Origin of the sequence: Flavobacterium movens, from assembly GCF_039581425.1 — a bacterium.
Lineage (GTDB): Bacteria > Bacteroidota > Bacteroidia > Flavobacteriales > Flavobacteriaceae > Flavobacterium > Flavobacterium luteolum.
Map to the genome: position 1 here is coordinate 121,477 of NZ_JBCPXY010000009.1, position 12,718 is coordinate 134,194.

The following is a 12,718-nucleotide window of genomic DNA, read 5'->3' on the forward strand; positions in this document are numbered from 1 at the left end:
TGAAATTACTTTTAACTAGCGACTTCTTTGCTGTTTAATTAAAAACAGCCGGATAAAATAGAAATGAGATAAAAACTTATTTTTCAGATAAATTCTGAAATTGTTTGAATGTATTTAGAATATACTGTTTACGAAAATATGGGGTTCTTAACCTAAACAGCTACAAATAGTATAACAGCAAAAAACACATATAAACCGATATACCAACTAGTTAAAGATAAAGATTTTATTTTATAAGAGCTATTTTAATTTATAGAAAATCAGAGACTATATTAAATATAAATTTTATCAACTGTTTCTCTAGACAATCAATTAAAAATTAGAAATCAAATAGTTTTAAATCAACAAAACTTCCAAAATAGCTGCATTTTCCCAAAATCATTGTTTCAGATTATAACTTGCAACCTGTTTCAAGCTAAAAATCAGACTTTTAATACTCTTTCTTAATAATTTTATACAACTGAGAAAAAGCTTCTATTCAATTTACATAAGATAAAACTTAACTACTTCTTTCTAAATCGTAATAATTTTAAATCATTTTTCAACACTCCATAATCCCCCTACCCCTACAATACAATTATCCATGTTTATTAATTTCTAAAATCAATACTTATGAAAAAGAAAATTCCTGAACTCCTATTAATGATTCTATTAGCGGTATTTATTTGCGACGGCGTAAAAGCGCAAAATGCAAATTCAAACAAAAAAGAAGCTAGTACCTTCACCAAAAAGAAACAGGAAGATCTGCTTTCTTATCTTCCTTTTAATGACAATACCGATTATGAAAATGCCCGAAAAGGTTTTATTGCAACTCTTCCTGAAGGAGAAATAAAAGACGAAAAAGGGAATGTTGTATATAGCATGAAACAATATGATTTCATAAAAGGTAAAGCTCCTGCAACTACTAATCCAAGTTTATGGAGACAAAGTGAGATAAACAGTATTCATGGTCTTTTTAAAGTTACTGACGGTATCTATCAAATACGTGGATTCGATCTTGCAAATATGACCCTTATTGAAGGAAAAACAGGATGGATCATAATTGACCCTCTTTTGTCTCCTCTAACGGCTAAAGCAGGACTAGAACTAGCTAATCAGAAGCTGGGAAAAAGAAAAGTGTCTGCCATTATTCATACACACAGCCACATTGATCATTTTGGAGGAATTAGAGGTGTTGTGGATGAAGCCGATGTAAAAAGCGGTAAAGTTCCAATTTATGTTCCCGAAGGATATTTTGACGAAGCCATTAGTGAGAATGTTATGGGAGGAAATACCATGGGAAGAAGAGCTTCTTATATGTATGGAAACCTCTTGCCAAAAGATGCCAAAGGAACTCTCGGAACTGGATTAGGCCAAACAACTTCTACTGGACTGGCAGGAATATTGGAAGGAACAGAAATCATTAAAAAACTTGACGGAGAAAAAAAGATTATTGACGGAATAACGGTTGAGTTTATTTATACACCTGAATCGGAAGCGCCAGCAGAAATGATGTTTTATTTCCCAGAGTTTAAATCTTTCTGTCAGGCAGAAGATATTAGCCATACGCTCCATAACTTATACACTCTTAGAGGCGCAAAAGTTAGAAATGGACAAAAATGGAGCGAGTACATTGACTTATCACTTCAAAAATGGGGTAAAGATGTACAATCAACATTTGGTTCTCACCACTGGCCAACATGGGGAAATGAAACAATCAACACCTACTGGAAAAGCCAGAGAGATTTATATCGATTCATTCACGATCAAACACTTAGATTAGCCAATGAAGGATATACGCCTGTTGAAATTGCCAATATGATCAAACTTCCAGAAAGTCTAGACAAACAATTTTATAATCGCGGATATTATGGTTCTGTAAGCCATAATATTAAAGCGCAATACGATCTTTATTTTGGATGGTTTGACGGAAATCCAGCAAATCTTGACAAACTGCCACCAGAAGAAGAAGGCAAAAAGTATGTAGAATTTATGGGCGGAGCAGCAAATGTATTAACCAAAGCAAAACAATCTTTTGATAAAGGCGAATACAGATGGACAGCTACAGTGCTTAACAACTTAGTTTTTGCCGATCCTAAAAATCAAAGTGCCCGTAATCTTCTTGCAGATACTTACGAACAATTGGGATATCAGGCAGAATCTGGACCGTGGAGAAACTTTTATTTATCTGGCGCAAAAGAATTGCGAGAAGGAGTTAAAGTAATGCCTTCACCAAATACAGCAGGTCCTGATATGGTAAGAGGAATGTCTACAAGTTTGTTTTTTAATTTCTTAGCTATGAAATTTAAAGGTACAGAACCTGACGCGGCAGCCATGAAATACAACTTCAATATTACAATGCCGGACGTTAACGAAAAAGTGGCGCTTCTAGTAGAAAATGGCGCTGTAAATCCAAGAATTGGCAGTAATGTTAGTGAAGATGTTACAGCAAGTCTTACTATAAATCGTAAAGATTTAGATCGAATCAGCTTAGGAGAAAGTTCTTTTAAAGACCTGGTTGATAATGGCACAATTAAAATTGATGGAGATAAAAATGCCTTTATTAAATTTTTAGGAAAAATTGACAGCTTCAATTTCTGGTTCCATATTGTTGAACCTTAAGTAAAACTTCTAAAATCTCAAATACACCACTTTTCGAGTCTTCGAAAAGTGGTTTTGTTTTTCTTAATTTCAAATTATCTATTAAATCATTTTAAAAATAGTTCGTCTTCACTGGCATATTTCTTGAAAATTATCCTTCATTATTAACTGATTTAAAACTATTTATCATGAAAATTACTTACTACGGACATTCGTGTTTTTCTGTTTTTGCCAACGGAAAACACCTTCTTTTTGATCCTTTTATTACACCAAACGAATTAGCCAAAGAGGTTGATGTTGATGCCATAAAAGCAGATTATATTTTTATTTCTCATGCGCATTATGATCATATTCTAGATGTAGAACGAATTGCTAAAAATACAGGAGCAAAAGTGCTCGGGAATTTCGAAATCTATAATTGGCTATTGAAAAACGGAATCGAAAATGCGCATCCTATCAATCCAGGCGGTAAATTTGATTTTAATTTCGGAACTGTAAAATGTGTCATAGCACAGCATCCAAGCAGTTTTATGGATGGTTCTTATGGCGGAATTGCCTGTGGTTTTGTTCTTACAACCGCCGATGGGAATTTCTATTATAGTGGCGATACCGCTCTGACTTTAGACATGCAGCTTATTCCAAAATTCACAAAACTTGACTTTGCTGTTTTTCCTATTGGTGATGGACTCACAATGGGAATTGAAGAAGCAATAGAAGCTTCTAAACTTGTTGGAGTAAACAAGATATTAGGCGTTCATTATGATACTTTTGGTTTCATCGTTATGGATCATCAAAAAGCTTTAGACGCGTTTAAAAGTGCTTCGCTACAATTATTTCTCCCTAAAATAAACAGTACGATAAATATATAAATTGGGTGTTTTCTTTGCTATATTTCGCTAAAAGACAGCTTTTAGCGAAATATCATTTGCCATTAGTTCTGGGAAAAAGCCTGATTTTTTTTTACATAAAAAAAAGGAATAGCTGCTAACACTATTCCTTTTGCATATAATTAAGTTATGCTGATGAACTTAAAATTATATGTATTCTATAAAATTGATGATATACTGTGCTGTCAATTCAGGATATTGATGCTGAGGTCCATGTCCTGTTCCAGAATACACGATCATTTGCGCATTTGTCATTTGATTGATAATCGGATACCAATTGTCTACCGCAAAACTGATATCATGATCTCCAGAAATAATCAAAATTGGTGTTTTTATCTTTTTAAGCTGTTCTCTGAAATTTAAAGCATCTTCTCTAAAAGTATCTCCTCCGCCAAAATACAATTGAAAAACATCCATTGTAGAAGGAATTTTTTCTACTTCAATTCTTTTATGAATTCTATCATGCGAAGCCTTTGCTGCCAATCGGCTGGATTCTGATTTTGGTTCAAAAAATAAAACAATTTCATCGTCAAAATCATTTAATGGTTTTAATGCAGCATCAAAAAAGGCCTGTTCGATCGGAATCTCATTTTTCCCCGGCGGATTTGTTCCAACCAAAATAGCATGCGTCACCAAATTAGGATATAGTAAAGTTGCCGTTTGCGCTACTAATCCTCCATAAGACCATCCTAAAACAATAACGGAGTCCAGCTTTAAGAAATCTGCTAGATCTTTAACATCTTTGGCTACAACTGTAATATCTGGAGTAAGATTTCCTGTAGAAGAACCAATTCCAGAATAATCAAATACGATAACGTTGAACTTTTTTGCCAGCTCAGCAATAAATAACGGATCCCAAGTATCCAGCGTTCCTCTAAAACGGTTCACAAAAATTATTGCTTTTCCTTTTCCGTAAGATCGATATGCAATTTTACGGTCAACAAGTTCTGCGAAACTTGTTTCTGTATTATAAATTTTTTCCATAATTATAATTTAAAAGATTGAACCCTATATTATTTTCTAAGAGGCAGACAAAGATTAAACCAAAACGCAGAAGCTTAAAAATAAAGCACTTGCAAGCTTTTTTTAGCTATAAACTGATGATATTTCAATAATAAAAACTTGATTTTAACGATATATAATAACTCAGAAATCATCTGCGTTAGCAATTCTTTTATAATCAATGCTTTACAAAAAAGGCATCTCTTTTGTTTTTAAAGGTGTATTGGTTTTCTAGAAATTAATCTAATAGCTTCGATATGATGTATTTATCTAATAAAAAAACGATTATGTTTGTCACTGGAGCATTTGTAAGCCATACTTGCTGGAAAGAATGGATTGTTTTTTTTGAAAGTAAAGGATATAAAACTGTCGCACCGCCCTGGCCGCACAAAAACGAACTGCCTGCCGTTTTAAGACAAACACATCCCGAGTCAAAAATTGCTCAAATTGATTTAAATAATCTCTTGGATTACTATATCGAAATTATGGACAAACTCCCCGAAAAACCTATTATAATTGGTCATTCTTATGGCGGTCTTTTAACTCAAATACTAATTCAGAAAGAGCTATGTTCTGCAGGAATCTGCATTAATTCTATTCCGCCAGCTAATGTGCTTTATTTTAATTTTCCTTTTTATAAAACGATCTGGAAAACTTCGAATTTTTTCAGTTCAAAAAGGAAAACCTATTTAATGTCTTTTAAGGATTGGCAATACTATTTTACTGGTAAAATGACTTTTGAAAAACAAAAAGAAAGCTATGAAACGTTATTAATTCCAGAATCGAAATTAATTATGCGTGATATTTTTACCAAAACAGGAAAAATAGATTTTAAAAAGAAACACAATCCACTTTTGTTTATATCGAGCTCAGAAGATGTTTTTACTCCCGTTTCTTTGAATTATTCCAATTTTAAAAAATACAAAAACCTGCACTCCATAACTTGCTACAAAGAATTTCAAGATTCAAATCATCTAAGTATCATTCAGGAAAACTGGGAAAATATGGCTGAATTTATCGCAAATTGGTTAATGAAAATTACTTAATTGATCGCGGATTTTTTTTGTGTTCCCGTGGTTGAAACCACAGGCTATATTTGTAAATGTCGCTAAAAACAGAATCAACATTTCTACTAAATAATCCCTTTCTTTATTTCCAGCTTTTTAATTTTAGAATTCAAAGTCGACGGATGAATATCCAGAATTTCAGCAGCGCCGCCAGATCCTGAAATTTTTCCGTTGCATTTTTTAAGAATATAGAGAATATAGTCCCTTTCGTTTTCTAATATCGTTTTTATCGAAAAGGATTCAGAAACTGGTTCAGGATGCATTTTTGATGACATAGAAAGCTCAATTTCTTTAATCGTATTTCCGTCCGTCAGTAAAATTGCTCGTTGCATAACGTGTTCAAGTTCTCTAATATTTCCTGGCCAGTTGTAATTCATAATCTGCTGCAAAGCCGCATCAGAGAGAATTGGTGCTTTTCTGCCCATTTTATCACTGTAAACCGCAATAAAATGATTGGCTAAATCAGGAATATCTTCTTTTCTCTTTTTTAATGGCGGCACCATAATCGGGAAAACGTGCAGACGATAATACAAATCCATTCTAAACCTTCCTGCTGCTACTTCTTCTTCTAGATTTTTATTAGTTGCTGCGATAATCCTAACATCAATTTTCATAGAAGAAGTACCGCCTACGCGTTCAATTTCTCTTTCCTGCAAAACACGAAGCAGCTTTACCTGAAGTTCTAGAGACATTTCTCCTACTTCGTCTAAGAAAATCGTTCCTCCGTCTGCCAATTCAAATTTACCGATACGTTTATCCAATGCGCCTGTAAAAGCCCCTTTTTCGTGTCCAAAAAGCAATGATTCAGCAAGATTTTCGGGAATAGCTCCGCAATTAATGATAACTAAAGGTTTGTCTTTTCTTGGAGATAAGGCATGAATACTTTGCGCAATTTTTTCTTTTCCTGTCCCACTTTCGCCAAGAACGAGAACTGAGGTATCTGAGGGCGCCACTTTTCGGATATAATTAAAAACAGAATTCATTTGCGAACTATTGCCAATAATGCCTTCAAAACCTTCTTCGGTAGCAACTTTAGCATTTTTGATTTCAGTTTTTTTGGAAGACACGTTTAAATCTTCTTTCAAATAAATTTTAGCTACAAATTGACTGAAAACGGGTTCTAGCGAACTTAAAATTCTTAAATGTTCCTGAGAATAAACATTCAGATTACGGCTGTAAAAAGTAAAATGATAATTCTGGATAGCAGCAATTGAAAGCGGAAAAACCAAATACGATTTTATTCCGAAATTATGAGCAATCAAAGCCTTCATAGGAGCTTCCTGAAAGTTATTTATCAGTGCTTCCTCACTATAAATTATTGGCTCTTTATCTGTTTTTGACTTTTTATAAGTTTCGTTTATCTCTTTTTCAGATAATTCTGTTATTTGAGAAAGTTTCTGTAGGTTAATAATCTGATACTGATCTATATTTCTGCGAACAATTCCGAGATTATCATAATGTGTGGCCGTTACAAAACCCGTTTCTAAATAATCAAAAGGAATAAAAGTCTGAACCGCTTTTGCAAAAGTCAACAAAGCCTCTTCCTTCTTTACATCTGAAATTATAATTTCTGAAATTAATTTCTGAAGCTGAAACTGCTGCCTCAACTGACTTTCGAAACTATATTGCTGACGATAAAAAGCGATCTCGAGAGTTGTAAGAACATCTTGATCTCGAAATGGTTTTACAATAAACCCGTATGGCTGTGTGGTTTTTGCCTCGTCTAAAATACTTTTACTGGAATTGGCCGAAAGAAATATAAAACCTATATGTTTTTCTTTAAGAATATGTGCTAGTTCTATACCATCTCCCTTACCTTTGAGCATGATATCCAAAAATACCAAATCTGGTTTTTCAATCTCAATCTGCTCCAAAGCCTGCTCTACCGATCGTGCAATTCCTGTAACTTCATAGTTTGCTTTTTCAAGAATTAACTGTAAATCGTGTGCCTCAATAAACTGATCTTCAACAATTAAAATTCGCTTTTTTAATGCTGAAAGACCAGCTTCAAATCCGTTATCGGCAGACTTTTTCATAAGTGAGTAAATTTTGTTCCATATTACACTTAATTAATTGATACAAAAATAGTTAATTATCGTAATTAAAATTAAGCGTATCCAAATTTAGCTAAATAAAAATCATATTTTACCATAATTTTCGTGTTATTTTGCAACACAAACACAATTGTTTCTCTTTATATTTGTGAATTAAACACTTACTAAAATTTAATTCTAATAAAACGATGAAGCCACTGTACTTTTTTTGTTTGCTGTTCTTTATTACAATTAATTTCGAAGCACAAAATCATCCCGCAACAGCTGGTTATGATTTAAAAAAGAGGCGTCTATTAATACATACCTGTTCGTCCTATTTATACAATTCCAATCAAGGATCAATAGATGCAGACAGTGCTGTAGTTTTAACTTGTAAAGCCTATAAACTTCCTGTCTCTTTAGCTTATGATGAAGGTTATAATGATGGTTCTTATCTAATTGGAAATGATTTAATTGAAAAAGGAAATATAGAAGCTGCCAAAAAGCTTTACCACAAATCAAAAAACGTCGATAAAATAAAACTGGCTCTGCAATTGGGAACTTTTTATTTATTCAAACCTTTTACAAAACCAGACGACATAAAAAACGCTAATCTTTATATATCTGAAGCCGTTAAAATCAGTAATCAGTTAAAAATTCAAAAATGGCAGCATCAGAGTTTGATGTTATTGGGAAAGTTTTATTCTCAAATTAACAACTATCCTGAAAGCAAAAAGTGTTTTCTTCAAGTAGTAAATGAGTGCCGAAAACAAAATGACAAAGCCGCACTGGCAGATGCATTATTTAATCAGGCTAGCAATCAGCACGATTTAGATCCCGAAAAAGAAAAAATCTTAATAGAAGCGGAAGCTTTATATAAAACTTTAGGCTTTGAAGAAAAAAGACTTGTAACGAAAGCACGAATATGCACCATTTATTTTTGGCACGGAAAAATAAATGATGCCAAGAAAATCCTTTATCAAAATATTGCCGATATGCGAAAAATCGGTTTTAGGCAGCAGCAATTTAGCGAAACCACAATTGCTTATATCGAAGGCGTGCAGTTTAATATGAAGAATGCGCTGTATTATGCCCTAAAAAGTGTCGAAAGCATGGAATCTACCAATGATTACACCTTTGCCGATATTTTTTATATGCGATTGGGATTAATTTATTTAAATATGGGTCATATTGACGATGCAATGAAGGCTGCTGAAAAAAGCATTAAATATGGACAAAATGCCTATAATAGCGGTAGTTGGTACAAAAGTTTTATGACAGCAACTGTAGCTTTATCGATGAAAGGGAAAAACAAAGAGGCTGTTGAATACATGAATTCGGTAACGAGCAAATATCCGCCACCCAATAAGTTTGACAATATGCTTATGAATTATGGTTACGCTAATTGCTATTGGCGAATTAAAAACTACGGCACCGCAGAAAAATATTTTATAAAAGCAGGAGAAGCTGCCGATGGCTTAGATTCACCACAAACGTATCGAGATATCTGCAATACCTACTCGTCAATTGCTTTGTTTTACTCAAACCGAAATAACCTGCAGAAAACAAAATTGTATATCGATAAGATTGCGGCCGTTTCAAAAAAGTATAGTCAAAACTACAATTCTGAAGCGCTACAAATGTCTTTATATAAATTAGATTCCTTGAATGGCGATTTTAAATCGGCTTTGGCGCATCATAAATTATATAAAAAAATGAGTGATTCTCTTTTGGATTATGCTAAAAACAAACAGATTGAAGAACTTAGAATACAGTATGAAACTGAAAATAAAGAACAGAAAATCAAATTATTAGACAAAGAAACAGATCTACAGCAAACGGCATTAAAAAAATCAAAATTATTAAACACTGTATCGATCTGGAGCTTGGTTTTATTGGTTCTTTCAATTGTCTTATTGTACAATCGCTACCGTTTAAAACAGAAAACCAATGCCGAATTAGAACTGAAAGAAAAAGAAATCAATCAGAAGAACATCAATCTAAGGCATTTGCTTGATGAGAAAGAATGGCTGTTGAAAGAAATTCATCATCGTGTAAAAAACAATCTTCAAACTGTAATCAGTCTTTTGAATTCGCAATCGGCTTATTTGGAGAATGACATGGCATTATCGGCTATTAAAAACAGCCAGCATCGTATTCATTCCATGTCCTTGATTCATCAGAAATTGTACAATTCAGAGAATATTTCGACGATTAATATGCCCAATTATATCAAAGAATTGGTAGAGTATTTAAAAGAATCTTTTTCGCTTGGACAGCGCATTCGTTTTGAACTCAAAATTGATCCGCTTGAATTAGACGTTGCACAAGCTGTTCCGCTCGGACTTATTTTAAACGAATCGATTACCAATTCTATAAAATATGCTTTTCCAGACAACAGAACCGGAATGATTTACGTGACATTGCAAGCCACATCTGAAAACAAATATCTCTTGACTATTGCAGATAACGGAGTTGGTTTTGATATGAATATCAGCAATAAAAAAATCAACTCGTTTGGATTAAGTCTGATAAAAGGCTTAAGTGATGACTTAGATGCTACTTTTTCTATGGAAAACAATAACGGAACGATTCTGAAAATTGAGTTTTCAAAAGAATTTCCAATCAATGAAAAAAGAAGATAATCTAAAAAATAAGCGTGAATTGATTTTATAGCGAAATCTCACTAATATAAATTTGTTTAGCGATATATAGTGCTTTTATATCGACAAAAATAACGATAAGCTCCTATTATCACATACTTTAAAGCATGGCATATAAATTGTTTTTTTGAAAAAAAAGTTAACTTTTATAAGATTCAAGACAAGAAATTTTAAAAGAAATTCTAACATTAATCAAATAAAAAGAATCATGTCAAAATCAAAAACAATTGTACTGATACACGGAAATTTTGTCAATGACAAAACTTGGACCGACTGGAAAAAGTACTATGAACAAAAAGGATATACTGTTTATGCCCCTGCCAATCCTGGGCACGATGGAAATCCTGCCGACTTAAGAGCAAAAGTTCACCCAGATCTGGTTAAAACTGGATTTATAGATATTGTGAATAATATCAGTAGATTAATAGATACTTTACCTGAAAAACCTTTGGTAATTGGACATTCTATGGCAGGAATGGCTACGTTAAAATTGGTAGAATTAGGAAAAGCTACTGCCGGTGTAAGCATTGACGGAGCACCTCCAAAAAATGTTTTTCCGCCATTTCAAACCTTAAAAACTGCATTGCCTGCTTTTGGTTTCTTTTCTTCTAAAAAATATTTCATGGGAAGCCGTGATTGGTACGATTACGCTTTTTTTAATACTATGCCTGCAGCAGAAAAGAAGAATGCTTTTGAAAAATTTGCGGTACCCGAAAGTTATAAAGTAAGTCGAGAATTGGTTTTAAATTCTTTCTCTAATATCAATTTCAAAAAACCGCATGAGCCAATTCTATTTATTGGCGGTGGCAGCGATCATATTTTTCCTCCAAGCCTTACCGAAACAATAGCTCGAAAATACAGCGATAATGCGGGGAGAGTTGATCTTAAAATATTTGATGGAAAAAGTCATTTTATCTGCGGAGAACCTGGCTGGGAAAATGTTGCCGATTATATTTTAAACTGGTATGAAAAACTATAAAAAAATTGTTAGCCAAATAAAAAGCCCTGCATCTTAATTGATACAGGGCTTTTTGACTCAAAAAAACAACACATTGTTTATTTCACATCAAACCATAATTTGGTTGTCAATAAATCTTTTCCCTGTTCTGTAACAGCGGCTTGATAACTAGCTCCGTTTAGTGACTGCTCAGTACCAGGATAGAAAAGACGCGATGGAATTTTTCCGTCCAAAACAGTAGCTGGACCAGCTGTTAATACTGGATAATCTAATCTTCTCCATTCTGTAAAAGCATCAAGACCTTGTCCGAAGAAAGCAATCCATTTTTGCGTACCAATCGATTTAGCATAATTTGAAGCATCGTATTTTACACTTGCCTGATTCAGATAAGTTGAAATAGTGGTCGCATTGGTAACTCCAAACTGGTTTAAAGAAGCCGTAATGGCACTATTATAATACTGTTCTGCATCTCCAGAAATATAACCGCGTGCAGCAGCTTCTGCAAGATTAAACAGAGTTTCAGAGTAAGAAGCAATTACTGCTGGCGAAGCCGATGTCAGGAAATAAGTTCCCGGTTTTGATGTTTTCGCAAAACCTTGGCTATTTGCATCACTATTTGATAATCCATTTGCTCCTCCAACATATTTACCTACGCTTGCGTCTGATGGCAATTGCGCAAAAACTGGCAAACGAGGATCTGATAATGCGTATAATTGGTCGACCATAGTTTTCGAGATACGAAAATCATCTCTCGTTTCAAACCAAGCCGAAGCAGGGTTTTGCTGTGGCGAACTGGTATAAACAAATTGGAATGTTTCGGTATTACTGCTTATTAAACCTGCCGCATCACTTGTAGCGTCAATAGCAGTTTGTTTGGCCAAAGCAGGTTCTCTGTCGGAAATTCTCAAAGCAATACGCAAACGAAGTGAATTAACCAGTTTTTTCCATTTCAAGATATCTCCTTTATAAGCCAAGTCTCCAATAACACTTCCGTTTGCAGGATTTAATAGCGATTGCGCTTGTTTTAAATCTTCCAATAATCCTGTGTACACTTCTTTTTGAGTATTGTACGCTGGCGTTACATTTTGCCCCGCTTCTTTGTACGGAATGCTTCCGTAAGCATCTGTCAGCAATAAAAATGTCCATGAACGAAGAGTTAAAGCGATACCTTTATAATTAGAGTTAGCTTGCGCATCTGGAAATTTTAAAATGGTATTCAAATCTGTAATTAGAGTCGAATATCCTTTATCCCACAATGTTGTGAAAGAAGCATTCGAAACATCATATCGATCTGGTTCTGTATATTGGATTTTTGCCCAATGCTGTACAAATAACAAAGTTGAGTTAAAGTTATTTACGTCTCCCCAATACAAATCTGCTCCTTGTTTTAAAGTTCCTGTCAGCAAATAAGGCGCTAACGGAGTTTCAGTTGCATTTGGGTTTTTATTTATATCGTCTAAAGTATCACTGCAAGAGCTCAGTGCCAATGCAAACAGTATTGTATATGATAGTTTTTTTAGCATGATTC

8 protein-coding genes are annotated in these 12,718 nt (G+C 33.8%); 5 read left to right on the plus strand and 3 right to left on the minus strand.

Going from position 1 to position 12,718, the window contains the following annotated elements; all coding sequences use genetic code 11:
- Nucleotides 1-612: 612 nt before the first annotated feature.
- Nucleotides 613-2,601 carry an alkyl/aryl-sulfatase gene (locus AAYQ05_RS16505; protein WP_343544496.1) on the plus strand — a complete coding sequence of 663 codons (1,989 nt, stop codon included), beginning with the start codon at nucleotides 613-615 and terminating at the stop codon, nucleotides 2,599-2,601.
- Between the two features lie 167 nt (nucleotides 2,602-2,768).
- On the plus strand, nucleotides 2,769-3,449 hold the full coding sequence (locus tag AAYQ05_RS16510) for a metal-dependent hydrolase (protein WP_343544497.1): 681 nt from the start codon (nucleotides 2,769-2,771) through the stop codon (nucleotides 3,447-3,449).
- Nucleotides 3,450-3,614: 165 nt separating this feature from the next.
- On the opposite strand, the gene AAYQ05_RS16515 is transcribed toward AAYQ05_RS16510, so the two are convergent.
- Nucleotides 3,615-4,451: an alpha/beta fold hydrolase gene (locus AAYQ05_RS16515; RefSeq protein ID WP_343544498.1), complete on the minus strand. Its 837-nt coding sequence runs from the start codon at nucleotides 4,449-4,451 to the stop codon at nucleotides 3,615-3,617.
- Nucleotides 4,452-4,726: 275 nt separating this feature from the next.
- Here AAYQ05_RS16515 and AAYQ05_RS16520 point away from each other — a divergent pair, with 275 nt between their 5' ends.
- A complete protein-coding gene (locus AAYQ05_RS16520; protein WP_343544499.1) occupies nucleotides 4,727-5,515 on the plus strand; it encodes an alpha/beta fold hydrolase in 789 nt (262 codons plus the stop codon).
- A gap of 86 nt (nucleotides 5,516-5,601) precedes the next feature.
- On the opposite strand, the gene AAYQ05_RS16525 is transcribed toward AAYQ05_RS16520, so the two are convergent.
- Nucleotides 5,602-7,572 (minus strand): sigma 54-interacting transcriptional regulator, encoded by a 1,971-nt coding sequence (locus tag AAYQ05_RS16525; protein WP_343544500.1) that lies wholly within the window; start codon nucleotides 7,570-7,572, stop codon nucleotides 5,602-5,604.
- Between the two features lie 206 nt (nucleotides 7,573-7,778).
- On the opposite strand from AAYQ05_RS16525, the gene AAYQ05_RS16530 reads away from it, so the two are divergent.
- The gene (locus AAYQ05_RS16530; RefSeq protein ID WP_343544501.1) at nucleotides 7,779-10,214 is read left to right on the plus strand and encodes a histidine kinase dimerization/phosphoacceptor domain -containing protein; all 2,436 of its coding nucleotides are present in this window, start codon (nucleotides 7,779-7,781) and stop codon (nucleotides 10,212-10,214) included.
- Between the two features lie 226 nt (nucleotides 10,215-10,440).
- Nucleotides 10,441-11,211: an alpha/beta hydrolase gene (locus AAYQ05_RS16535; RefSeq protein WP_343544502.1), complete on the plus strand. Its 771-nt coding sequence runs from the start codon at nucleotides 10,441-10,443 to the stop codon at nucleotides 11,209-11,211.
- A 77-nt stretch (nucleotides 11,212-11,288) separates the two neighbouring features.
- Here AAYQ05_RS16535 and AAYQ05_RS16540 read toward each other — a convergent pair whose 3' ends face one another.
- Entirely contained in the window at nucleotides 11,289-12,713 is a 1,425-nt protein-coding gene (locus AAYQ05_RS16540) for a SusD/RagB family nutrient-binding outer membrane lipoprotein (RefSeq protein ID WP_343544503.1), read from the minus strand.
- Nucleotides 12,714-12,718 lie beyond the last annotated feature (5 nt).

What these genes read in the sequence shown, in the direction of transcription:
- AAYQ05_RS16505 (WP_343544496.1), top strand. Translation starts at nt 613, where the DNA reads ATGAAAAAGAAAATTCCTGAACTCCTATTAATGATTCTATTAGCGGTA.
- AAYQ05_RS16510 (WP_343544497.1), top strand. Translation starts at nt 2,769, where the DNA reads ATGAAAATTACTTACTACGGACATTCGTGTTTTTCTGTTTTTGCCAAC.
- AAYQ05_RS16515 (WP_343544498.1), bottom strand. Translation starts at nt 4,451, where the DNA reads ATGGAAAAAATTTATAATACAGAAACAAGTTTCGCAGAACTTGTTGAC.
- AAYQ05_RS16520 (WP_343544499.1), top strand. Translation starts at nt 4,727, where the DNA reads ATGATGTATTTATCTAATAAAAAAACGATTATGTTTGTCACTGGAGCA.
- AAYQ05_RS16525 (WP_343544500.1), bottom strand. Translation starts at nt 7,572, where the DNA reads ATGAAAAAGTCTGCCGATAACGGATTTGAAGCTGGTCTTTCAGCATTA.
- AAYQ05_RS16530 (WP_343544501.1), top strand. Translation starts at nt 7,779, where the DNA reads ATGAAGCCACTGTACTTTTTTTGTTTGCTGTTCTTTATTACAATTAAT.
- AAYQ05_RS16535 (WP_343544502.1), top strand. Translation starts at nt 10,441, where the DNA reads ATGTCAAAATCAAAAACAATTGTACTGATACACGGAAATTTTGTCAAT.
- AAYQ05_RS16540 (WP_343544503.1), bottom strand. Translation starts at nt 12,713, where the DNA reads ATGCTAAAAAAACTATCATATACAATACTGTTTGCATTGGCACTGAGC.